Raw genomic sequence first — 24,346 nt, forward strand, 5'->3', positions numbered from 1 at the left:
GGTTGGTTTCATGAAGGGCCCGTCTTCGGACGGGCTCTTCGTCATCCGGCTACTGAAAATGCAGGAGATCCGGGGCGAAACACGCCCGCGCGGTAACGCACAACGGCGCGTCGCGGTGGATCTCCTGCATATTCAGTGGGGAACGGCGGGGGTGTCGGGGCGGATGCGGGTGCGCCGGTAGCCTCGACACGACATGAACCGCCCGCTCACCGCCCTGTTCGCCGCACTCGAGGCGCTGCTCGTCGCGGGCATCGGCATCGGCCTGCCGCTCGTGCCGCTGACCCTGCTCTGGGCGTACCAGTACGGGCTCCAGGTCGACTGGGTCGTCTTCTGGCGCGGCTCGGTGGACGCGTGGTTGCTCGGGCACGGCGCGGATGTGCGCTTCATGCTCGACCCGCTCGTCGCGGCATCCGTCGGATTCGAGGGGGCGGGTGAGTCGTTCCCGATCACCATTGCCGCGCTCGGCTTCGGGCTGCTGACGCTGCTGCTCGCGCAGCGAGCCGGTCGCCGGATCGCCGAGACCCCGCACCGACTGGTTGGCATCGGCACCGCACTCATCGTCTTCTTCGGCATCTCGCTCGGCGCCACGCTCAGCGCACTGCACCCGCTCGCGCGACCCTCGATCTGGCAGGGTGCGCTGCTGCCGACGCTGGTGTTCGCGCTCGGACTCTGCATCGGCTCGGAGATCGCCCGTGCGCGGCTGCGCGGCCAGCGCACCCAGGAGAAGGAGAGCATCGTCACGCGCCTGATCGACCGCGTGCCGGCCGACATTCGGCTCGTCGCGGGTCAGATCCTGCGCGGAGGCACCGTGGCGGTCGCCCTGGTGACGGCCGCGGCCGCCGTCGCGACGACCGTGCTCATCGCCACCAGCTACGGCGGCATCATCGCGCTCTACGAGGGCATCCACGCCGGGGTGCTGGGGGGCGTCACCCTCACTCTCGGACAACTGGCGTTCATCCCCAATCTGGTCGTCTGGGCGGCGAGTTGGCTCGTCGGTCCCGGGTTCGCTCTCGGCACCGGCTCGTCGGTGAGCCCGCTCGGCACGAGCCTCGGGCCGGTTCCGGCCGTCCCGGTGTTCGGCGCCTTCCCGGCGGGTGATCTGGCGTTCGGATTCCTCGGCCTCCTCGTTCCGGTGCTCGCCGGCCTGCTCGCCGGGCTCATGGTCCGCTCCCGGCTCGGTGACCGCTCGACGCTCGAACTGGTCGGCATCGGCGCCGGCATCGGCGTGCTCGGTGGCGCCCTCCTCGCCGCGCTCGCCGCCGCATCCGCCGGGGCACTCGGGCCCGGTCGGCTGGTTGACGTCGGCCCCAACCCGTGGCTCGTCGCTGCGTTCGCAGCGCTCGAGTTCGGGATTCCGGCGATCCTCGGCCTGGTCTCCGCCCGAGCTCGCGAGTTCGTCACGACGGCGCGAGAGGCCAGCGCAGAGCAATAGGCTCAATGAGTGCTGAAAGTGGTCGTGCTGATCTCCGGCGCGGGATCCAACCTGCGCGCGCTGATCGACGCGACAACGACACCCGGATTTCCGGCGCGCATCGTCGCGGTGGGCGCCGACCGGCCGGCGAGCGGCCTGACGCACGCGACTGAGGCCGGCATCGCCACGTTCCAGGTGCCCTGGTCGGAGCACCCGGACCGCGAGTCCTGGGGCCAGGCGCTGGCCGCCCAACTCCGCACAATTGACGCCGACCTCATCGTGCTCAGCGGGCTCATGCGCCTTCTGCCCGCGACCGTGGTCGACGAGTTCAGCCCGCGCATCCTGAACACGCATCCGGCTTTCCTGCCCGAGTTTCCGGGCGCGCACGCGGTTCGGGATGCGATCGCCGCCGGCGTGCGCGAGACCGGGGCATCCATCATCGTCGTCGACAGCGGGGTCGACAGCGGGCCCATCCTCGCCCGGCGGCGCATCCCGGTGCTCGCCGACGACAGCGAGGACACCCTCCACGAACGCATCAAGATCGTCGAACGGGAGCTCCTCGTGAGCACCGTCCGCGACATCGCAACCGGCACCATCACCCTCGAGGAGTACGCATGAACACCACCGAGCACGACCGGGACGTCGTCCCGATCAAGCGCGCGCTCATTTCGGTGAGCGACAAGTCGGGCCTGCTCGAGCTCGCTTCAGCGCTCGCCGCGGCCGGGGTCGAGCTCGTGTCCACCGGGTCGACCGCGAAGATGATCGCGGATGCCGGGCATCCGGTCATCGAGGTCAGCCAGGTCACCGGCTTCCCCGAGTCCCTCGACGGTCGTGTGAAGACCCTGCATCCGTCGATCCACGCCGGCATCCTCGCCGACCTGCGCCTGGACGCCCACCAGCGGGAGCTCGAGGGCCTCGACATCGCCCCGTTCGAGCTCGTCGTCGTCAACCTGTACCCGTTCGTCGAGACGGTCGCCAGCGGTGCCGCTCCGGATGCGGTGATCGAGCAGATCGACATCGGCGGTCCGGCGATGGTGCGGTCAGCGGCGAAGAACCACGCCAACGTCGCGGTCGTCGTCTCGCCGGCGAACTACCCGTCGATCATCAAGTCGGTGATGGTGGGCGGCACGACGCTCGCGCAGCGCCAGCGTCTCGCCGGTGAGGCGTTCGCGCACACCGCCGCGTACGACACCGCGGTTGCACGCTGGTTCGCCGACACCCTCGGGGTGCGGGCGACGAACCCGCACCAGGACGATCTCGAACTGCACTACGTGCAGCCGCGCGCGCTGCGGTATGGGGAGAACGCGCACCAGCCGGCGACGCTCTACGTGTCACCGGAGGGCCGGGGCATCGCCCAGGCTCAGCAGCTGCACGGCAAGGAGATGTCGTACAACAACTACGTCGACGCCGACGCCGCGCTTCGTGCCGCGTTCGATTTCGACGAGCCGGCCGTGGCCATCATCAAGCATGCGAACCCGTGCGGGATCGCGATCGCCGACACCATCGCGGCGGCGCACGAGCGGGCCCACGCGTGCGACCCGGTCTCCGCGTTCGGCGGTGTGATCGCCGCCAACCGTGCCGTCGACGCCGCGGCCGCGGAGTCGATCCGCGACATCTTCACCGAGGTGATCGTCGCGCCGGACTTCACCCCGGAAGCCATCGAGCTGCTGACCGCGAAGAAGAACCTGCGCCTGCTCAAGCTCCCGGTCGGCTACCGTCGCGACGAGCTCGAGCTCCGTCAGCTCTCCGGCGGACTGCTCACCCAGACCCCTGACACCCGGTTCGCGTCGATCTCGGAGTGGACCCTGGTCTCCGGCGACGCGGTCGACGACGCCACCGCTGCCGATCTCGCGTTCGCCTGGCGGGCGGTGCGCGCGGTGAAGTCGAACGCGATCCTGCTGGCGCGCGGCGGCGCATCCGTCGGCGTTGGAATGGGCCAGGTCAACCGGGTCGACTCGTGCCGGCTTGCCGTCAACCGGGCGGGTGACCGGGCCGCAGGCAGCGTTGCCGCGTCGGATGCGTTCTTCCCCTTCGCGGACGGCCTGCAGATCCTGCTGGACGCGGGCGTGACAGCGGTCGTCCAGCCGGGCGGCTCGATCCGCGACGAGGAGGTCATCGAGGCGGCGCGAGCTGCGGGCGTGACGATGTACTTCACCGGCGAACGCCACTTCGCGCACTAGATGCGCCAGACAAGGAGCACCATGGATTCACCTGCAACGCCCGCACTCGTGCGTCGAATCGCCGCGGGAGTCGCCGCTGGATTCACCTCGGCCGCCGTCACCCACTTCATCTGCCTGTTCGTGTTCTTCCTGGCGTCCGCAGCGAACCCGGAGGCGTTCCGGCAGCTGAACGACTACTTCCTGCCTTCCAGCCTGCTGCTCTTCGTGCTGCTGTCGCTGATCGCCGTGTTCGACGGATTGCGGCGCTGGTACATCGCGATTCCGGCGGCGCTCGTCGCGGCCGTGCTCGCGGCGTTCGCCGGCACGACCATCGCACTCGGCGCGACCGGTGTCGTGCTTGACGCGGTCGCCCTCGAGTTCGTGGCGCGGTCCCTCGCCGGCCCCAACTTGGCCTTCATCATCTTCGCGACCCTGGTGACCGCGACGCTGGGTCGACGCGTGTGGTCGCTGATCGCGGGCGGCAAGCTGGATTCGCCACGCATCCGGGACCGCCGCGTCGCCCTGGTCAGACTGCCCGCGGGCAACCTGGCCGACGGCATCGTGACGCACCAGGCGCGGGTCGGTATCGACACCGACCTCGCCGACCGGCAGTGGGACGAGTATGTGAGCGCGCTCGACGAGCACGGCTGGGACACCGTCGAGGTGCCGGTGGCACCGGATGCCGCCGACTCGGTGTTCATCGAGGACACCGTTGTCATGTTCGGCGACCTCGCGGTCGTCACCAGCCCGGGCGCGGAGTCGCGGCGGGGCGAGACCGCGGCGGTCGAGGAGACCGTGCGCGAGCTGGGGTTGCGCGTCGAACGGATCGAGCTGCCCGGCACCCCTCGAGGGCGGCGATGTCCTCAAGGTCGGCAAGACCGTGTACGTCGGGCGAAGCGGGCGAACCAACGCCGAAGGCATCCGGCAGCTGCGCGCCCTGGTGAGCCACCTCGGCTACACGGTCGTCGCGGTGCCCGTGTCCAAGGTGCTGCACCTGAAGACCGCGGTCACCGCCCTGCCGGATGGGACAGTCATCGGCTACGCGCCGAACGTGGATGACCCGAACGCGTTCGGACGGTTCCTCGCGGTGCCGGAGGAGACGGGATCGGCCGTGATCGTGCTGAATGAGAGCACCGTGCTCATGGCGGCGTCGGCGCCGCAGAGTGCTGCGCTGATCCGCGACCTGGGGTACAACGTCGTGGCGGTCGACATCTCCGAGTTCGAGAAGCTCGAGGGCTGCGTCACCTGCCTGAGCGTACGGGTGCGCTGACCGGTTCGGTGGTCGAGCCGGTCGCGCGGGTCGTCCTTACACGCGCGGGTCGAATTGGACCCGCGCGTGGAAAGTGGACCCGCGCACGCTTGTTTGTAGCAGGTCAGCCCGCGGGCACCTCGGCCGCGTGACGACCGTGCCGGCGGCCGGCATCCGTCAGTCGACCGTCGTGCAGCTCGACCACGGTATCCGCGCGCTGCACGAGCAGCGGGTCGTGTGTCGACACGATCGCGGCGAGTCCCTGCTTGTGCACGAGCTCGCTGATCAGGTCCATGATCGTCGCGGCCGTGCGGCTGTCGAGCTGCCCGGTCGGCTCATCCGCCAACAGGATGCGCGGCTGAGACACGATCGCGCGCGCGATACCGACCCGCTGCTGCTGCCCCCCGGACAGCTCGTACGGCCGTTGCGCCGCCTGCCCGCTTAAGCCGACCAGTTCCAGTGCTTCGGCCACCCGCTCATCGCGCTCACTCGCATCCACCCGGGCGATCCGCAGCGGCACCTCGACGTTCTCGGCCGCCGACAGCACCGGGATCAGACCGAACGACTGGAACACGTAGCCGAGCTTCTCCCGCCGCACTGCGATGCGGGCATCCTCCGGCATCGCGGTCAGCTCGTCGTCGCCGACCCACACGCTCCCTGCGGTCGGTGCGTCGAGGCCGCCGAGCAGGTTCAGCAGGGTCGTCTTGCCTGCTCCGGATGGCCCGCGCACGACCAACAGTTCGCCCTCGTGCAGTCTCAGGTCGATGTCGGCGCACGCATGCACGTCGCCCGCCTCGGTCGAGAAGGTGCGGGTCAGACGCTCCGCGCGCAGCGCGATCTGCACGGTCATGACTGCTCCTCCTCGTCGACTTCGGATGCCTCGTCCGGCTTGGTCTGCCCCGGCCAGACACCGACGTGGTCCGGCTCGAGCGCGAGTCGCACGCGGTCCCGCAGGTCGAGTGCGGCCATGAACTCGTCCGGAAGCTGAAGCCGCCCGACCCTGTCGAGCACGGCGAACTCCTCCGCGACCGCGTGCTCGCGGCCCTCTTCATCGAGCCGCGTGCTGCGCAGCACCTCGGTCGAGGTGCGCCCGTCGCGGATCTGCACGGTTCGGGCGACGTGCTCGGAGACGGTGGGGTCATGCGTCACGATGAGCGTCGTCACCCCGAGCTCACGGTTCACACCGCGCATCGCCTCGAGCACGGCGGCCGACGTGGCGTCGTCGAGCTCGCCGGTGGGCTCGTCGGCTAGCAGCACGCGCGGCTCTGCGACTATCGCCACCGCGATCGCCACCCGCTGCTGCTCGCCGCCCGACATCTCGCTCGGCTTGCGGTCGGCGACGTGCGAGACCTCGAGCAGGTCGAGCACCTCCGCGATGCGGCGCGCGCGCGCGTCGCCGCGGAGCTTGCCGGAGATGGCCAGTGTCGCGGCGACGTTCTCGGCGGCCGTCAGGTACGGGAGCAGGTTCCGCGAGGTCTGCTGCCAGACGAATCCGACGCTCGAGCGGCGGAAGGCGACCCGCTCGGCTCTGCCCATCGCGAGCAGGTCGTGGCCGGCGACCCGCGCTACGCCGGCCGTCGGCAGGTCCAGCCCGGACAGGATCGACAGCAGCGTCGACTTGCCGGACCCGGATGCGCCGATCACGGCAACCAGTTCGCCCGGCTCGATCCGCAGGTTGAGTCCCTGCAGGGCCTGCACCTCGATGCCTTTCGCGGTGAAGATTCGCACGAGGTCGGAGCAGAGGATGTCCGGTTCGCCTGCGACGCGCGGTCGCGTGCTTTGGCGGTTCGGGGCGGTCACTGTCATGGGTTCATCCTTCCTCGACAGTACGCAGAACGGTGGCGGCGCGGGCACGCCGGGTGACCATGAGCGACACAGCGGTCAGGGCGGCGGTCGCCAACAGGAAGCCCAGGAGGGCGCCCACGAGCACGAGGGGGTCGACCGCGTAAGCGGGCTGCAGCGTTCCTCCGGTGAAGCCGCGCAGGTCGACACCGGCGAGGACAACGAACGGCAGACCGACACCGAGCAGCGACCCGACGACGAGCGCGGTCACCGCGATCGGTCCGAGTTCCCAGCCGATGAGCCCGCGGCCCACCCTTCTGCGGGCGCCGAGTGTCGACAGCAGCGCGAGCAGCCGCTCCCGCGACGCAGTGCCGAGCACGAGTGTCATCACAACCGCGATGGTGCTGAGCAGCGCGGTGATGGCGATGGCGAGCAGCAGCGCCGCTTGCAGCCCGGATACCGCGGGCGAGCGGTCGAACGCCGCGCTGACGGATGCGGGCGAGTCGATGCGAACTGCGTCACCAAGCAGCGCCCGGATGCTCGAAACGACCTGCTCAGTGCTCGCCGAATCGCTGAGGCCGATCAGGAAAGTCTGGTTGCTGGAGGTCCCGTCGAACATGAGGTCGAACGCGGCGCGATCAATGACAATCCAATTCGCCCGGGCGCCGATCGGTGTTATTCCGCCGACGGAGTCCGCAACCTCGACCGGGACACTGTTCAGCCTCAATTCCGTTCTGCCGTCGATGTCATCTGCCACCGAAGACGACACCAGGATCGGCACAGGCTGCCCCTCCTGAACGGCAAGGTCGACACCAGGCGGCAGCAGCCCCGGTTGGTCGCCCTGTGCCTGCCTGACGGCTCCACCGTCGATGACGAACACCGTCGCGTTTCCGCGCTCGCCGGCGACGTCGAGCGTTGCGGGTTCAGCGCCGGAGATACCCGCGACGACGTCGACACCGTCGACCTGTGTGAGCTGCTCGTGCTGGTCGATCGTGAAGCTCGACCCGCTGACCTGCAGGTCTCCACCGACCTGCATGCGTGCGGCGGTGTCGACACCCGTGCGCAGGGTGGAGAGCAAGATCACCGAGGAGATCGCGACTGACACGCCGACGACGAGGGCGAGCACCGGAACCAGACCGGCCGACGGGTCACGCAGCGCGCGAGCGGTGCCGAGGAAGCTCCCCAGAGGGTTGCCGCGTCTTGCCCGTTCGTGCAGGGCGGTAAGCGGCAGCGGGTAGAGACGCAGCGCCAGCACACAGCCGAGCAGCGACAACAGCAGGGGAGTCGCGGCCAGTAGCGGGTCGATCCCCACCGTCGACGCCGAGGTGGTCAGGCCGCGCTGCAGCAGCACGATCACTGCGGCTACGGCGAGCAGCGCGAGGACCAGTTCGGCGATCTTCCGGAAGCGTCCGCTGCCGGCGGTATCGACGTCCGTTCGATGGATGGATTCGATGACGCTTCCGCTCAGGGCGACCAGCACTACAGCGGGCGCGATGGCGACGATGAGAGGCAGCACGAGTTGCAACGGGCTGAACGCACCGCCGACGAGCAACACCCCGAGTGCGACTCCGATGATGCCGGCGGGCACGCCGACGACCAGGCCCTCGATTGCGCTGAGCCTGCGCAGCTGCCTCCCGGATGCGCCGCGCGCCGACAGCAGCCGCAACGCCGACCCGCGACCGGTGGCGATCATCCGGCATCCGAGGAACAGCACAGCGGCTCCGACGCCGAGCGGACCCGCCGCGGTCATGGCGAGCACCGCGTTGGTCGCGGCGTTGCGCTCCAATGCGAGTTCGAGTGGTGGGATCACGTCGGCGGTGAAAAACACGGATCGGATGCCGTAATCGAGTCGGCCGGTCGAGATGGTGTGCCCGACACTCGTGTACTTGCGGACCTCCGCGAGGATGGCGTTCGCGTTGTCGACTGTGATGGCGTCAGTAGCCAGCGGGAACCACACCTTGGTGCCGGCGCCCTGCCCGTGCACCCCGAGACCATAGATCGTGCCTGGGTGCACGAAGCCGGTTCCGGTCACGGTGGGGGGCAGGTTGCCATCGTCGAAGACGAATGGATCGAGGATCGAGGTCGCGTGATCCCAGAACTCGTCATCGGGGTCGATCGCGGTGAAGGTCCCGCTGAGCACGACGTGCCGCTCCGCCGGCACGGGCACATTTGACATGTACATGATCGTGCGCGCCTCGCCGACGGCCCACCCCATGCGCGCGGCGGCTTCCGCCGACAGCGCGACCTCCATTGGAGGGATCTCGAATTGTGCAGGATCGAAGTTGGCCCAGTCATCGCCGGTCAATGGCATCGGCAACGGCGGAATCGGCCGCGGGGTCGTGCCTTCGATGAACTGCACACGCGACTCGTAGAGCGGGTCGGCAGCGAACCCGATCTCAAGCTCACGGGGAGCTTCAACGAGCGGAACGGCACCCGATCGCAAGATGTACTGGCCGGTTCCGAGCGCCGATCGCAACGAGTCGCCGGCCTCGTGCCGCACCCGCTCGAGCGCTTCGGCGAACCCACCCAAGGCGGCCTCGACATCCGGTGCATACCCCGTCTCGCCGCTTTCCGATGGACCGTTGGCAGGCCACTGGGGATCTTCGTCCACCAGATCGCGCTCTGGGGCGCTCAGGCGCCCGAGTTCGTAGCCGAGCGCCGCATCGTTGAGCACGGCGACCGCACGCGGCCCTGCCGTCGCGAGCGCGGCGAGCAGCAGCACGAGCACCGCGACGGTGATGCCGGCGGCCGGGCGTGCGCTCAGGTGCCGCCACAGGAGAGACCCGGTTCCGGTTCGCGAACCGCTCATCGAACCTCCTCGCGACTCTCGGTGTCCTCCGCCTGGCGCCGGACGCCACGCGCGTAGACAGCGACGACCGCGGCGAACGCGACGAGCAGCAGTCCGACCGCTGCCAGCCACGGAACGGCATCGAATGCGCTCACCGTGCCGAGAACGCTGGACACGCCCGGAACGGCGGCTCGCGACAGTTCACCGGCCAGCAGCGCCGAGACGCCCACGCCGACCACGGTGCCGATCAAGACCGAGAGGAGAAGCGCTCCGACAAGTTCCAGCGAGCGCGTTCTGGCCTGCTCGCGAGACGAGAGCCCGAGCGCGCGCAGCACGATGACTTCGCCTGACCGCGCTCGCCGGAGGGCAAGCGCGATCGCCGACACTGCGAGCACGGTCAGCGCGAGCACGCCGGCCACGCCGATCCACCACGCTGTCACAGATGAGGCTGCCACGGTGGCGCCCCCGCCTGGTGTCGCGGTCGTCACGTCGCCGGTGATCGAACGCTCGAGCGCCGCCAGGTCGGTGCCGGCATCCGGGGTCACCCACAGCTCGTTCGGGGCCAGCGCGGTCTCGCTGGTTCGCAGCTGGCTGTCGCCGAGCGCAGGCAGCGGCACGAGCAGCGCGAGAGCGCCGGATGCGCCAGGCAGCAGCGGAGCCGTTCCGGCGATCTCTGCGGTGCCGGTGCGCCCGGTGCCGGTGAAGCGGAAGTCCACCGTGTCGCCCACTTCGAGGCCGAGACGGTCAGCCAGCGCCTGAGAGACCACGGCCGGGACGATCTCGGTGCCCTCGCTGGAGTGCACACGCGCGAGGCGATCGTCGGATGAGACGCTGAGATCCTTCTCGCCGTCGAACGCGACATCGACTGCTCCGCTTGGCGTCGTGGCCCGTACGCCGACGAGCTCAAGCTCGACCGCCACGCGCTGAGTGATGCCGAGCCCCGCGTCGACCGCGAGCACGTGCGCACGGGCGAGGCCATCCGGCAGCGTGCCCTCCGCGACCAGCTGGCCCGGCTCGACGGACGCGACCGGAGTCAGCCGCACACGAGTCGTCGCTCCGGAGTCGTCCATCAGCCAGACGGCGAGGCTGACGCTTGACAGCACCTGCTCCGCGGCGCCGGTGGCATCGACCGTCACCTCGAGGCCGGTTGCATTGGTGAGCTCGACGCCCGGCATCGCCGAATCGAGTGCCCGGCCGATCGCATCCGGATCAACCGCGCCCCGCACCGTCAGCATCACCGACGGCAGGTCAGCGGGCGCCAGAGCGAGGAGAGTCGCCGAGTCCTTGCCGAGCTGGATGCCAGTGTTGACGGCCGGCGCGACAGACGCGACACCGTCGACGGCGCGGAGTTCGGCGGCATCCGACGGAGTGACCTTGCCCGCCGCGACCCGCATGGCGGCGCCGGCCTCCAGCTCGGCCGATGACACGGTGAGTGCGCGCCAGCTGGCGGAGTAGAACGCGGCGAGAGTCGTCGTGCCGACTGCGAGCGTGACCAGCAGCACCGCGACCGAGTACACCGACAGCCGCCGCGCCACCTGCCGAGCGGGCAACACCGGCGTCAGCGCTCGACCCACCGCGGCCAGGCGCTCGCCGAGCGCGACAGTCGGCGCGAACACCGCGAGGCCCACGACCGCGCCCGCGGCCAGCGCGAGTGCAGGCGCCAGCATGGCGATCGGGTCGACGCGCGTGGTGCCGTCAGCGGCGGTGATCAGCGGAGACCCGTACAGCCGCAGTTGCCAGACGCTGAGGGCGGCGGTGACCATGACGATGATGATGGCGCCGATCGTCGCGGCTTTCGTGGCGCGTCCGGATGCTGCGGCAGCAGACAGCCCCGCCCGTGCGGCGCGCCAAGCGGTGACACAGAACACGACGACGGATGCCGCGGCGACGGCGACCGCGGTCGGCCAGTTGCCGAGGACGGTAGTGGCAGCCCCGGGCCCGGACACCGCCGCCGTGATGGCGAGCGCGATCCCCAGACCGAGCGCGCTTCCGACGATCCCGATGGCACCCGCCTCGAGTGCGGTCAGCAGCGTGAACTGGGAGAGTGCAGTTCCGCGGGCGCGGAGCAGGGTGGTTTCCACCGACCGGGCGATGGTCAGCAGGCGGGCGAGCTGCACGAGGGCGATCCAGCCCAGCGTGAGCACCAGGATGACCGGGATCGGTGCGACGGCGTTCACCGCGGCGATACCTTGGTCGAGGTCGGCGAGGGTCGGGGCGAGCGCGCCCGAGTACAGAACGCCGCCGGTGTCGATCCCGTCGGTGTCGTCGATCGCGGCGTCGAGGCCCGCGATCGCTGACTGCAGCCGGGCGAGGTCCTCCGGGTTCAGCTGCGACGCATCCGGGGTGATGGTCCACTGCGCGAGCGGACGCGCCGGGACACCCGCGAGGCTCTCCGCGGTCAGCAGAAGCGGGCCGAATGCGCCGTTGATCTCGCCGCCCGCGGCGGTCGGGTCGCCGAACCAGTGGACATCCCCCGGATCGATCGGACGCCAGGTGCCGACAAATTTCACCGTTACCGATTCGTCCTTGGTTGCGAAGTGCACGGTGTCGCCGACCGCCAGTCCAGCGGCATCCGCCGCATCGGCGTGGAGTGCGGCCGGGATCGCGTCGCCAGCGGCATCCGAGGGCCACTCGCCACTGACCAGCTCGGCGAGCGGCTCGGCGCCCGGGTCCGCAAGGAAGATGAAGGAGCGCCCCTCGGAGTCCTCAATCGGGTCGGTGCGCAGCGTTCGCCACGAGTCGACGCCCGCGCCGAACTGGTCGGCGATGAGCTGGTCGGCCGCGGAGGCCTGAGCCGAGGCATCCGAGTCGACACGTGTCTCGAAGCGGATGGCGGACTCGAGAGGAGAAGCGGATGCCACCCCGTCCCGCACGCTGAAGGCCGCCGCCGAGTCGAGCCAGCCGTTCAGGCCGGTGAGCGTCGCCACGACCAGGGCGACGGCGGCGAGGGCGCTCGCGATCAGCCCCGACTGCGCGAGGGAGCGGCGCAAAGCGAGTCGTGCTGGGCTCACGGCCGTCCTCTCTCAGCTCTTAGCCGTCGGGTCCAGCCGCCGGCGGTGGCAATTCGGTCAGAATACTGGGTTCCCGCTTGGTCGAGTGTCCCGTTTTTGTCCCGATTGCTCGACCGCTGCGCGGGTGCATTAGCCACGCGCGGGTCGAATTCGACCAGCGCGTGGGAGTTCGACCCGCGCGAGACCGTTGCGCGAGCATCCTTCGAGGCAATAGTCTGGAAGGCTCCGCCGGCGGACAGGGAGCGAGCGGCGCGCTCCTTCCGCTGGCACGTGTCGTTCGACCATGGCGGTCGTGAGCGCTCATGAGGCGCGCCATCAATCTGCAAGGAAACTTTCGTGTCTACAGACGCATCGGGCAAGAAGAGGCTCGGAACCGTACGTTCGATCATGCGGGTGTACCCGTACGCGAAGCCGGCGATGCCGCGCATCTACCTCGGCATGGTCGCGGCCATGATCGCTGCCTTGGTCGCGCTCGCGATCCCGCAGGTGCTGCAGGCCCTGGTCGATGGGCCGCTGCAGGACGGCGAATCCGACGAGATCTGGCTCCCCGTCATCATCGTTCTCGCGCTCGGCGTGATTGAGGCGGTCATGATCTGGTTCCGCCGCTGGTTCGTGCTGCAGCCCGGCACGCGTATCGAGGCGCGGATGCGCAACTCGCTGTACACGCAGCTCCAGGACCTGCCTGTCGCCTTCCACGACCGCTGGCCCAGCGGCCAGCTGCTGTCGCGCGCCATGAGCGACCTCAACCTGATCCGCCGCTGGTTCTCGTTCGGGCTCGTGTTGCTGGTGGTCAACATCCTGACGATCCTCGTCGGCATTGTCGTGCTCGTCACGATCAACTGGATGCTCGGCCTCCTGTTCTTCGTCCTGTCGATCCCGCTGTGGATCTACGGCTTCGTGTTCGAGAACAAGTACTCGTCGATCGCCAGGCAGAGCCAGGACCAAGGCGGCGACCTGGCGACCACTGTCGAGGAGTCGGTGCACGGCATCCGGGTGCTCAAGGCGTTCGGTCGCGGCAAGCACGCGCTGCAGAAGTTCGCCAAGCAGGCAGAACACCTGCGCGAGACCGAGCTCAAGAAGGCCAAGGCGATCGCCGGCATCTGGCTGTGGCTGCTGCTCGTGCCGGACGTCACCTTCGCCATCTGCCTGCTCGCGGGGGTCTGGTTCGCCGCGAATGGCGAGATCTCGGTCGGTGAGCTGGTCGCGTTCTTCGCCACCGCGACGGTGCTGCGCTGGCCCGTGGAGTCGATCGGCTTCCTGCTGTCGATGACGTTCGACACGCGCACAGCATCCGACCGGTTCTTCGAGGTCATGTACTCCCAGAACACCATCACCGACCCGGAGAACCCGAAGACGATCGAGAACCCCGAGGGCCGGCTGGTGTTCGAGGACGTGCACTTCCGCTATCAGGACACGCCGGAGCACACCGGCGACCTGCTCGACGGCATCGACCTCGAGCTGGAGCCGGGCGAGACCATGGCGCTCGTCGGCCTGACCGGCAGCGGCAAGAGCACGCTCACCGCACTCACCACGCGGCTCTACGACGTCACCGGCGGCCGCATCCTGCTGGACGGGGTCGACATCCGGGATCTCACTCGCACCGAACTGCGCAGCCACATCGCGATGGCATTCGAGGACGCGACGCTGTTCTCCGCGTCGGTGCGCGAGAACGTGCTGCTCGGACGGCCAGAGGCCACCGAGGACGACCTCGCCGAGGCGCTCCAGATCGCGCAGGCCGACTTCGTCTACGAGCTTCCGGATGGGCTGGACACCAAGGTCGGCGAGGAGGGCATGAGCCTGTCCGGCGGGCAGCGGCAGCGGCTCGCGCTTGCCCGCGCGGTGGCCGCGAAGCCATCTGTGCTCGTGCTCGACGACCCGCTGTCGGCGCTCGATGTCGACACCGAGGCGCTCGTCGAGGCTGCGCTGCGGCAGGTGTTGGCGTCCACAACGGCGCTGATCGTCGCGCACCGCCCGTCGACGGTCATGCTGGCCGATCGTGTCGCGCTGCTCGAGGACGGCCGCGTGACGGCGGTGGGCACCCACGGGCACCTGCTCGCCACCAGCGAGCACTACCGGTTCGTGATCTCCAGCCTCGAAGTCGAGGAGGCCGCTGAGGCGGCCCGCCAGGAGCCGGCACCGCAAACGATGTCGGTGCCCATCATCAACCCCGGCAGCGCAGGCCGGACCGGATCGGAGGTCGGACCGTGAGTGTCGTCGGCGTCGCGGGGGAAGACCGCAAGGACTACACGAAGGCAGAGCACCGGCAGATCCGGGCGCGTTCCTTCGCGCTGCTGAAGTCGCTGCTGCAGCCGATGTGGGGCAAGGTCGCGCTCACGGGGATCGTCATCATCGTCAGCACGGGCGCTCAGGTGCTCGGTCCGATCCTCATCGGTCTCGGCATCAACGAGGGCCTGCCGGCGCTGCTCGACCAGGACTGGCTGCCGCTGGCCGGCATCATCATCGTGTACCTGCTTTCCGGGCTCACCGGCGCGCTGCTCATCGCCTGGTACACCGTGTTGGTCGCGCGCATCAGCCAGGAGATCCTGCTCGAGCTGCGCAAGCGCGTGTTCCTGCACACCCAGCGGCTGAGCCTCGAGTTCCACGAGAACTACACGTCCGGCCGCATCATCGCGCGCCAGACAAGCGACCTGGACTCGCTGCGCGAACTGCTCGACTCTGGGGTGGGCCAGCTCATTCAGGGCGGCCTGTACATGCTGTTCATCGTCATCGCGATGTTCGTGGCCGACCCGGTCTCGGGGCTCGTCCTGCTCGCATCGCTGGTGCCGCTCGGCATCCTGTCGCGCTGGTTCCAGGTGCGCTCCTCGAAGGTGTTCCGTGAGACCCGCACCACCTCGGCGCGCGTCATCGTGCACTTCGTCGAGTCGATGACGGGCATCCGCGCTGTGAAGGCGTTCCGCAAGGAGAAGCGCAACGAGAAGGAGTTCGCCGGGCTCGTCGAGGACTACCGGGACGCGAACGTGCGCGCGATCAACCTGTTCGGCACGTACGACCCGGCACTGGTGCTGATCGGCAACGTTACGCTCGCGGCGGTGCTGCTGGTCGGCGGCCTGCGTGTTGCGGAGGGCGACCTGGCAATCGGCTGGCTGCTCACGGCCCTCCTGTTCACGCGCTCCTTCTTCGCGCCGGCGGAAGAGCTCGCGATGTTCTACAACTCCTACCAGTCGGCGTCGGCGGCGCTGGAGAAGATCTCCGGCGTGCTCGAGGAGAAGCCGAGCGTTCCGGATCCCACCGGCCCGATCGACCTCTGGGAGGCGAAGGGTCGGGTGGCTTTCGAAGGCGTGGAGTTCGCCTACAAGGTGGACCGCGTTGTGCTGCCGACCTTCCACCTCGAGATCCCCGCGGGGCAGACCATCGCCCTCGTCGGCTCGACCGGAGCGGGCAAGTCGACCCTCGCGAAGCTCATCTCGAGGTTCTACGACCCGACCGCGGGAGCAGTGTCGCTGGACGGCGTTGACCTTCGCCAGCTGCATCCGAAGGACCTGCGGCGCGCGATCGTAATGGTGACGCAGGAGGCATACCTGTTCTCCGGCACCGTGGCGGACAACATCGCGCTCGGCAAGCCGGAGGCGACGCGCGAGGAGATCGTCGCGGCGGCCAAGGCGGTGGGCGCGCACACGTTCATCGCGGGACTGCCGGATGGCTACGACACCGACGTGAACAAGCGCGGCGGGCGCGTATCTGCCGGCCAGCGCCAGCTGATCTCGTTCGCCCGGGCATTCATCGCCGACCCGGTGGTGCTGATCCTGGACGAGGCGACCGCGTCGCTCGACATCCCGAGCGAGCGACTCGTGCAGGAGGGCCTGCAGACCCTGCTCGCGGACCGCACCGCGGTGATCATCGCGCACCGGCTGTCGACCGTCGCGATCGCCGACCGGGTGCTCGTGATGGAGCACGGCCGCATCGTCGAGGACGGGGCGCCGGCCGAGCTGATCGCCGGCACCGGGAAGTTCTCGAAGATGCACGCGGCCTGGCGCGACTCCCTCGTCTGACCGTCGCTGTCCTGGCCCGACCTCTCGCCGAGTTGCCCACTTCGGCCCTATTTCGGCCGAAAAGTGGGGCCGAAGTGGGCAACTCGGTGCACGCGCAAGGCGGGGCTCGGTAGCTCGACCACCGAGACGGGTTAAGTCAGGGGTTGCGGCCCGCGGTGGACATCCAGGTGGAGACGTCGATGGCCAGCGCCGACAGCGGCGCGACACTGACGTTCACGGTGCCATCCGGGTGCACCATCGCCTCGAGTCCGGTGATCGCGTCGACGTAGCGCCCGGGAACGAGCGAGGTGGGCAGTTCCGCCTCGTACGGCTCGGTGTTCGAGTTCAGCACAACGAAGCCGAGCTCGCCGCGGTAGAACGCCCACACGCCGTCCTCCTTCACGACGTCCTGCACGGCGGCGTCGCCCACCGCGCTGCGCCAGGCCAGCATCCGCTCGATCGGCGCCCAACGCTGCAGGCACTCCCACTGTCCACTGTCGCAGTCGACATCCTGGACGCGACCGTCGGCATCCTGCGGCGGACCCTGATTGCGGTCCTCGAACGGATACCCGGAGTACAGCACGGGCGTGCCATACGGCTGGGCGAGCATCGCGATGTTCGCCAGCAGGTAGGCGTCCCCGTCGCGGTACGAGAGCGTCTCGCCGTTGCGTTCGGTGTCGTGGTTGGTGACGAAGACGATGGCGTCCTCTGACGCGAGCTGTGCGTACTGCGGCCCGACCCTGTCCGCGGTTTCGATGAACGCCGAATCGAGCATCGACTTCAGGTCGCGGGCGAACGTGAACTCGAACACCTGACCGTTCCCGACATACTGCTCTGGCGTGATCGGCTCAAGAGAAGCCCGAATGACCTCCTGCATGATCCGGGTTCCGTCAGGCAGCGCGTCGACGACCGCCTTGACGTCTTCCGCGGGCATGTGCTTGGCCGCGTCGATGCGGAAGCCGGCGACACCGAGGTCGAGCAGGTCGAGCAGGTAGGCCGTCAGCGTCTCGCGCACGTGGTCGGTCTCGGTCGCGAGGTCGGCGAGGTTCAGCAGTTCGCAGTTCTGCACCTGATCGGCGTCGTTGTAGTCCAGGATGTCCCCGGATGCGGTGTCGGTGCAGTGGTGGAAGTCGGCTTCGCCGTAGATGCCGGGGTAATCGTAGTGTTCGAACGCGCTGCCCGCCCATCCGGTGCCCGGCGCATCCTGCCCGGTCATGTGGTTGATCACCGCGTCGGCGATGATCTCGACGCCGGCATCCGCACACGTCTCGGTCATCGCCGCGAACTCCTCGCGCGTGCCGAGCCGCGACTCGACCTGGTAGCTCACCGGCTGGTAGCTGGTCCACCATTCCGGGCCCGTGATGTGCTCTTGTGGGGGACTGGTCAGCACCCAGGAGATGCCGGCCGGGCCGAGCACGTCGATGCATTCGGTGGCGATCGAGTTCCAGTTCCATTGGAACAGCTGGATGCCGACATCTCGCGTGCCCGCGGGGCTTGGCACCGTCGGGTCTCCCGGCGTGCAGGCCACAAGCGACAGTGTCACCACCGCCGCCAGTGCAGCGGCGACCAGCCTGGTGCTCCTTCGTCGCATCCGGACACCCTTCGTGTTGTGCCGGACCGACCGGCCAGAAAACGCTTGCACGACTGTATCGCAGCGACCGGGCCGGGCAGCGTCGACGCTGACTCGCACCGTGCTCAGCCCGGGTAGCGCGCCTGTCGGAGGTTGATCCGGTAGTCGCCGTCATCCCGCCAGAGCAGCGGAGTGTGCTCATCCCGGTAGTGCTCGAGCGCGCGCTGCTCATGGCACAGCGGTGGCTCGCCGCTTGACCGGATGACGCGCCACCACGGCAGGTCGTGTCCATAGCGCGCCATCACCTGGCCGACGGCGCGCGCCGCGCGGCTCCCGACTGCGGCGGCCACATCGCCGTAGCTCATCACCATGCCGGCCGGGATGGAGTCGACGACGTCGATCACGCGGGAGACGAAGTCTGCACCTGGGCCCGCTGCCGAGTCGCGCTGCTCGGTCACAACTTCAGGGCGCCGAACTTCTCGCCGTACTGCGTCTCGCCGATGACCTCGAAGCCGATGTTCGTGAAGAACGCCTCCGGGCCCTCCTCGCCGGGCTCCCACAGTGCGGTGAGCCGGTCGAACCCGCGCTGGCGGGCCTCGTCGGCCAGTGCGAGCACCGCGAAGGTGCCGATTCCGTGCCCCTGCTGCTCGGCCGCGACGTGCACGCGCCAGACGGCGCTACGGAATTCCTCCTGCGCGGCATCCGGGTCGAAATTGCCCCGGATGAAGCCGACGACGGTGTCCCCGTCGAGCACGACGCGCGGCCAGGTGGTGGTCGGATCGATGTAGTTGTCGGCGATCGCGTAGGTGGGCGGGACGACAAACGCCTCTTGTCCCGGTCGCAAAGTCAGGTTGTTCGCGGCCACAATGTTCGTCGCTGACAGTTCTTCCAGTCGGAATTCGCCCATAGGCAAGAGGCTAGCGTTTCGCACTGACCAGACCAAAGGAATATCTCGATGTCGAGATATATGGGCCGGGGGGCTAAACTTGTCGGCGGTGTGCGCAGCGAATACGCCGCACGCCCAGGACGTCTTACGAAGGGCAACACTCAAGTGAAGATCACGGTTACTGGCACGGTCGTCGAGCTCGACGGCGACGAGATGACGCGCATCATCTGGCAGAAGATCAAGGACACCCTGATCCACCCCTATCTCGACTTGAACATCGAGTACTACGACCTCGGCATCGAGAAGCGCGACGAGACCAACGACCAGATCACCATCGATGCGGCCCACGCCATCCAGAAGCACGGCGTCGGCGTGAAGTGCGCCACCATCACGCCCGACGAGGCTCGCGTCGAAGAGTTCGGCCTGAAGCAGATGTGGAAGAGCCCGAACGGCACCATCCGCAACATCCTCGGCGGCGTGATCTTCCGCGAGCCGATCATCATCTCCAACATCCCGCGGCTCGTCCCCGGATGGAACAAGCCGATCATCATCGGCCGTCACGCCTTCGGCGACCAGTACCGCGCCACCGACTTCCGGTTCGCCGGCGAGGGCACGCTCACCGTCGAGTTCACCCCGAAGGACGGATCGGAGCCGCAGAAGTTCGAGGTCTTCCAGGCGCCCGGCGACGGCATCGCGCAGGTGCAGTACAACCTCGACGCCAGCATCCGTGACTTCGCGCGCGCTTCGCTGAACTACGGTCTGGCCCGCAACTACCCGGTATACCTGTCGACGAAGAACACCATCCTGAAGGCCTACGACGGCCGGTTCAAGGACATCTTCCAGGAAATCTTCGACAACGAGTTCAAGGACCAGTTCGACGCCGCTGGCCTCACCTACGAGCACCGCCTGATCGACGACATGGTCGCAGCCTCGCTCAAGTGGGAGGGCGGCTACGTCTGGGCGTGCAAGAACTACGACGGCGACGTGCAGTCAGACACCGTCGCTCAGGGCTTCGGCTCGCTCGGCCTGATGACCTCGGTGCTGACCACGCCGGATGGCAAGATCGTCGAAGCGGAGGCCGCCCACGGCACCGTCACCCGTCACTACCGCCAGCACCAGGCAGGCAAGCCGACCTCCACCAACCCGATCGCCTCGATCTTCGCCTGGACGCGCGGACTCGCGCACCGCGGCAAGCTCGACGACAACCAGGCGCTCATCGACTTCGCCAGCACACTCGAGGACGTCGTCATCACGACGGTCGAGTCGGGCAACATGACCAAGGACCTCGCGATGCTGGTCGGCCCGGAGCAGGAGTACCAGACCACCGAGGAGTTCCTCGCGACCCTGGACGCGAACTTGAAGGCGCGGATGGCTGCGTAGCCCGCTGTCTTGAACGCAAGAGGACCGGCGCCGAAAGGCGCCGGTCCTTTGCTTTGCCGCTAAGCGTCAGGATGTCGACACGTTTGGGCTGATCTGCTGCTGCGTGCCCTCGCGCTCACCGCGCTGGACCTCAATCTTGCGAGGCTTGGCCTTCTCGTGGATCGGGATGACGACACTCAGCACACCATTGTTGTAGCTGGCGCTGATGCTCTCGGTGTCGATCCCATCACCCAGGTTGAGCTGGCGCAGGAACGAGCCCGACACGCGCTCCTTGGCGATCCACTTCACGTCACCGCTGCGCCCGGTCTTCTCCGCCCGGATGGTCAGCAGCTGACCATCGACGTCGATGTCGATCGAGCCCGGGTCCACGCCCGGCAGGTCGACGGCGAGGATGTAGTGGTCGCCCTCGCGGTGCAGATCGATGGGCATCATCCGCGGGCCCTGACGCGGGTCCATCAGCTCGGTTGCCATTCGATCCAGTTCGCGGAACGGGTCGAAGTAGAGTGCCATTTCTTCATCAACTCCCTGTATGCGTTTCGGATATGACATTCCAATGTTGAGTCGATACCGCTCAACTTGGCATCCATGTTAGCACTCGGCATAGGAGAGTGCCAGATTTCTCACCCGGATTCCAGCAAGCACGGGGCCTCGAGGGTGCGCCGACACCGCTGCCGAAAAGGAAAATGTCGAGGATCCCCCCAAAGGGGGTAGACAGCCTCTAGTGTGTGACTCACTCGCAGTGCCCCCGACTGCGGCGCAACACCGTCCTTGTTCAGCTACACCGACCCTGTTCACCGCAGAAGGGATACATCTGTGACCATTCGCAGCGCAATCGCCGCGTGCGCGTCGGCCGCCCTGATCGCATCCGGCATCGTTGCCGGAACCGCGTTCACGGCCGCCGCCGCCCCGACCGAGATAGGGGGCCACGGTCAGCTATCGTTCGAGCCGGGCCGCTACATCGTCACGCTCGTCGAACCATCCACCGCCACCTACGAGGGCGGTGTCGATGGGTTCGCACCGACTCAGCCGAAGAAGGGCGAGCAGCTCAAGCCGGGCCGTGGGGCGGTCCAGAAGTACACCGCGCACCTGAAGAAGAAACAGAAAGAGGTAGCGGACGCCGTCGGAGCCGACGTCGACTACTCGTACACCCTCTCCCTCAACGGATTCGCGGCCGACCTGACCGCGGCGCAGGCAGCGAAGCTGGCCGCTGACAAGAACGTCGCGTCGCTCGCCCTCGATGAGCTCCAGCACATCACCGCGGTTCCGTCGACCGAGTTCCTCGGACTCGAGGGCCCCGGCGGCGTCTGGGAGTCCGTCGGTGGCGTAGACAACGCGGGTGCCGGCGTGGTCGTCGGCGTGCTCGACACCGGCATCGCGCCGGAGAACCCCGCCTTCGCGGGCGACACGCTCGGCACCGCCCCGGGATCCGACCCGTACCTCGATGGCAGTTCCATCGTCTTCTCGAAGAGCGACGGCGGCACCTTCATCGGCGAGTGTGTCGCGGGCGTGCAGTTCGGGGCCGACGACTGCTCCACCAAGCTGGTCGGCGCACGGTACTTCGTCGCAGGCTTCGGCGCGGGCAACATCGGGAACACGTCGCTCGGCGAGTACCTCTCCCCCCGCGACGGCGACAGCCACGGCTCGCACACCGCGAGCACCGCGGCGGGCAACGCGAACACCGCGGTCTCCGTCGCCGGCACCGACTACGGCACCTTCACCGGCGTCGCGCCGGCCGCGAAGGTCGCCGCCTACAAGGTGTGCTGGACCGGCCAGGACCCGGCAAGCACCAACGATGACGGATGCGCCACCTCCGACCTGCTGGCCGGTATCGACCAGGCGGTCGCCGACGGCGTCGACGTGATCAACTTCTCCATCGGCGGCGGCGCTGCCGACAGCACCGTCTCGCTCACCGACCAGGCCTTCCTCGGAGCGGCGGCTGCCGGCGTCTTCGTGGCCGCCTCGGCCGGCAACTCCGGGCCGGGGGCATCCACCCTCGACCACGGCTCGCCGTGGATCACCACGGTCGCCGCGACGACCATCCCGAGCTACCAGGCGACCGTCACCCTCGGCGACGGCAGCGCGATGGCCGGAGCCTCGATCACCGTCAGCGAGCCGGTGGCCGGAGACCTCGTGCTCGCGGCATCCGTCGCGCTGTCCGGTGCGGTGAAGCCGAACCTGTGCCTCGCGGGCACGCTCGACCCGGTGCTCGCCGACGGCAAGATCGTGGTCTGTGAGCGCGGCGAGAACGCCCGCGTCGACAAGTCGGCCGAAGTGGCCAGAGCCGGCGGTATCGGCATGGTGCAGGTGAATGTCGTCCCGGGTTCGATCGACCTCGACCAGCACTCGGTTCCGTCGGTGCACCTCGACGCGCAGTTCCACGACGCGGTCATGGCGTACGCGGCGACCGCGGGTGCGACCGCGACGCTCACGCCCGAGAACACGACCGGGATCGAGCCGCCGACGCCCGTCGTCGCAGGCTTCTCCTCGCGCGGTCCGGTGCTGGCTGACGGCAGCGACATCCTGAAGCCGGATATTGCGGCACCCGGTGTCGCGATCGTCGCCTCGGCAGCGAACGCCGAGGGTGGCGAGCCGACTTTCACGTTCATGTCGGGCACGTCGATGGCTTCCCCGCACGTGGCTGGACTCGCGGCGCTGTATCTCGGCAAGTCGCCGAACGCGACGCCCGCTGAAATCAAGTCCGCGATGATGACCACCGCGTACAACACGGTCGACGCCGGCGGCAACGCCGTCACCGACCCGTTCGCGCGGGGCGCCGGTCACGCCGACCCGACGAAGTACTTCGAGCCGGGTCTGCTCTACCTGAACGGCACGTCCGACTGGCTGGCGTACATCCAGGGCATCGGCTACGACATCGGTGTCGACGCGATCGACCCGAGCAACCTGAACATCGCCTCGATCGCGATCGGGTCGCTAACCGCAGCCGAGACGATCACCCGCACGGTGACGGCCACCCAGGCCGGAACGTTCGAGGCATCCGTCTCGGTCCCGGGCATCAACGCGGTTGTCTCGCCGTCGACGCTCACCTTCGGGGCAGCGGGTGAGACTGCGAGCTACACCGTGACGTTCGACCGAACGGATGCTCCGCTCGACAAGTTCGCGACCGGCGCGCTTGCCTGGACGAGCGGCGACACCGTCGTCCGCTCGCCCATCGCGGTGCGACCGGTGACGATTGTGGCGCCGAGCGAGGTCATCGGTACCGGTGTCCGCGGTTCGCTCGACGTGTCGGTGACTCCGGGCGGAACCGGCGACATCGCGCTCGGCACCACCGGTCTCACCCTCGGAGAGCTGCAGGTGCTGAAGGGCAAGAAGACCGGACACTCCGGTGTCGGTGCGACCGGTGACTTCTTCGAGTACTACGTGGATGTCGCGGCAGGCACGCAGTTCGCGCGCTTCGACCTCGACTCGCTCGACGACACGGCCGACCTCGACCTCATCGTCTACCAGCTCGACGCGTCCGGAACCCCGATCGCCGGCTGGCAGTCGGCGACTGGCTCGGCGGATGAGCGAGTCGACCTGGCTAGCCCGGATGCCGGTACGTACTACGTGCTCGTCGACCTCTACTCGGCCGCGGCGAACACCGCATTCGACCTGAGGACGTTCGAGGTCGCGCCGGGCGGCGCACCGCTCGCTCTTGCCCCGTCGGTGCTCGCCGGTGAGCAGGGTGTGCCGGTCACCTACACGGCCTCGTGGAGCGGGCTGAAGGAGCGCTCGAGCTACCTCGGGCTGATCAGCTACGGCGACACTGGAGCATTCACGGCGATCACCGTGACGACCGGTGACGCCATGGCGCCGGTGAACACCGTGCCGCCGACGATCAGCGGCACACCGGAGGTCGGCAAGACGCTCACCGCCTCACCGGGCGAGTGGGACGTGGCCGGGCTGATGTTCACCTACCAGTGGCAAGCGAGCGGGGTCGACATCAAGGGCGCCAATTCCGCAAGCTACAAGGTGAAGTCGAAGGACCGGGGTAAGGAACTCACGGTCGTCGTCACAGCGAAGGCCGCGGGCAAGGCACCCGCGGGCACGGCGGTGTCCGCGCCGGTGACCATCAAGTAGCCGGGCGAACCGGGGCCGGGTCCATTTGGGTCCGGCCCTGGTTC

The 24,346-nt window shown here is 68.5% G+C and carries 15 protein-coding genes and 1 pseudogene; 8 read left to right on the forward strand and 8 right to left on the reverse strand.

The window, feature by feature from the left end:
- Positions 1 to 193: 193 nt before the first annotated feature.
- From HGK58_RS04230 to ddaH, 4 genes and pseudogenes are all read left to right on the forward strand, one after another.
- Positions 194 to 1,432 (forward strand): DUF6350 family protein, encoded by a 1,239-nt coding sequence (locus HGK58_RS04230; RefSeq protein WP_168626266.1) that lies wholly within the window; start codon positions 194 to 196, stop codon positions 1,430 to 1,432.
- 9 nt (positions 1,433 to 1,441) lie between these two features.
- The gene (purN, locus tag HGK58_RS04235) at positions 1,442 to 2,029 is read left to right on the forward strand and encodes a phosphoribosylglycinamide formyltransferase (RefSeq protein ID WP_168626267.1); all 588 of its coding nucleotides are present in this window, start codon (positions 1,442 to 1,444) and stop codon (positions 2,027 to 2,029) included.
- Entirely contained in the window at positions 2,026 to 3,591 is a 1,566-nt protein-coding gene (gene purH / locus HGK58_RS04240) for a bifunctional phosphoribosylaminoimidazolecarboxamide formyltransferase/IMP cyclohydrolase (RefSeq protein ID WP_168626268.1), read from the forward strand. Before purN ends, purH begins: the two co-directional genes overlap by 4 nt.
- Before the next feature lie 480 nt (positions 3,592 to 4,071).
- Positions 4,072 to 4,840, forward strand: a pseudogene (gene ddaH / locus HGK58_RS13705) (dimethylargininase).
- A gap of 103 nt (positions 4,841 to 4,943) precedes the next feature.
- Here the strand turns inward: ddaH and HGK58_RS04250 are convergent.
- From HGK58_RS04250 to HGK58_RS04265, 4 genes are read right to left on the reverse strand one after another with little or no spacing between them, the layout of a single operon-like run.
- Positions 4,944 to 5,669 (reverse strand): ABC transporter ATP-binding protein, encoded by a 726-nt coding sequence (locus HGK58_RS04250; RefSeq protein WP_168626269.1) that lies wholly within the window; start codon positions 5,667 to 5,669, stop codon positions 4,944 to 4,946.
- A complete protein-coding gene (locus tag HGK58_RS04255) occupies positions 5,666 to 6,625 on the reverse strand; it encodes an ABC transporter ATP-binding protein (RefSeq protein WP_168626270.1) in 960 nt (319 codons plus the stop codon). The genes HGK58_RS04250 and HGK58_RS04255 overlap by 4 nt, the downstream gene beginning before the upstream one ends.
- A 4-nt stretch (positions 6,626 to 6,629) precedes the next feature.
- Positions 6,630 to 9,410, reverse strand: a complete 2,781-nt coding sequence (locus HGK58_RS04260) for an FtsX-like permease family protein (RefSeq protein ID WP_168626271.1) — start codon at positions 9,408 to 9,410, stop codon at positions 6,630 to 6,632.
- Positions 9,407 to 12,400 (reverse strand): hypothetical protein, encoded by a 2,994-nt coding sequence (locus tag HGK58_RS04265; RefSeq protein WP_168626272.1) that lies wholly within the window; start codon positions 12,398 to 12,400, stop codon positions 9,407 to 9,409. Before HGK58_RS04265 ends, HGK58_RS04260 begins: the two co-directional genes overlap by 4 nt.
- 387 nt (positions 12,401 to 12,787) lie before the next feature.
- On the opposite strand from HGK58_RS04265, the gene HGK58_RS04270 reads away from it, so the two are divergent.
- Both HGK58_RS04270 and HGK58_RS04275 read left to right on the forward strand, forming a co-directional pair.
- Positions 12,788 to 14,608: an ABC transporter ATP-binding protein gene (locus HGK58_RS04270; protein WP_168626880.1), complete on the forward strand. Its 1,821-nt coding sequence runs from the start codon at positions 12,788 to 12,790 to the stop codon at positions 14,606 to 14,608.
- A complete protein-coding gene (locus tag HGK58_RS04275; protein ID WP_168626273.1) occupies positions 14,605 to 16,410 on the forward strand; it encodes an ABC transporter ATP-binding protein in 1,806 nt (601 codons plus the stop codon). Before HGK58_RS04270 ends, HGK58_RS04275 begins: the two co-directional genes overlap by 4 nt.
- A gap of 136 nt (positions 16,411 to 16,546) precedes the next feature.
- Here HGK58_RS04275 and HGK58_RS04280 read toward each other — a convergent pair whose 3' ends face one another.
- The 3 genes from HGK58_RS04280 to HGK58_RS04290 all read right to left on the reverse strand — a co-directional run bounded on the left by HGK58_RS04280 (position 16,547) and on the right by HGK58_RS04290 (position 18,866).
- Positions 16,547 to 17,980, reverse strand: coding sequence for an alpha-amylase family protein (locus tag HGK58_RS04280; RefSeq protein WP_168626274.1), 1,434 nt, complete (start codon positions 17,978 to 17,980; stop codon positions 16,547 to 16,549).
- A 104-nt stretch (positions 17,981 to 18,084) separates the two neighbouring features.
- Positions 18,085 to 18,417: an MGMT family protein gene (locus tag HGK58_RS04285; protein ID WP_349236121.1), complete on the reverse strand. Its 333-nt coding sequence runs from the start codon at positions 18,415 to 18,417 to the stop codon at positions 18,085 to 18,087.
- Positions 18,414 to 18,866, reverse strand: coding sequence for a GNAT family N-acetyltransferase (locus tag HGK58_RS04290; protein WP_168626275.1), 453 nt, complete (start codon positions 18,864 to 18,866; stop codon positions 18,414 to 18,416). Before HGK58_RS04290 ends, HGK58_RS04285 begins: the two co-directional genes overlap by 4 nt.
- Positions 18,867 to 19,010: 144 nt before the next feature.
- Here HGK58_RS04290 and HGK58_RS04295 point away from each other — a divergent pair, with 144 nt between their 5' ends.
- Positions 19,011 to 20,225: an NADP-dependent isocitrate dehydrogenase gene (locus HGK58_RS04295; RefSeq protein ID WP_349236122.1), complete on the forward strand. Its 1,215-nt coding sequence runs from the start codon at positions 19,011 to 19,013 to the stop codon at positions 20,223 to 20,225.
- Between the two features lie 66 nt (positions 20,226 to 20,291).
- On the opposite strand, the gene HGK58_RS04300 is transcribed toward HGK58_RS04295, so the two are convergent.
- Positions 20,292 to 20,735 (reverse strand): Hsp20/alpha crystallin family protein, encoded by a 444-nt coding sequence (locus HGK58_RS04300; protein ID WP_168626276.1) that lies wholly within the window; start codon positions 20,733 to 20,735, stop codon positions 20,292 to 20,294.
- Between the two features lie 303 nt (positions 20,736 to 21,038).
- On the opposite strand from HGK58_RS04300, the gene HGK58_RS04305 reads away from it, so the two are divergent.
- Positions 21,039 to 24,302, forward strand: coding sequence for a S8 family serine peptidase (locus HGK58_RS04305; protein WP_349236123.1), 3,264 nt, complete (start codon positions 21,039 to 21,041; stop codon positions 24,300 to 24,302).
- The last annotated feature ends 44 nt before the right edge of the window (positions 24,303 to 24,346 follow it).

The organism is Cryobacterium sp. BB307 (assembly GCF_012274275.1).
GTDB lineage: Bacteria > Actinomycetota > Actinomycetes > Actinomycetales > Microbacteriaceae > Terrimesophilobacter.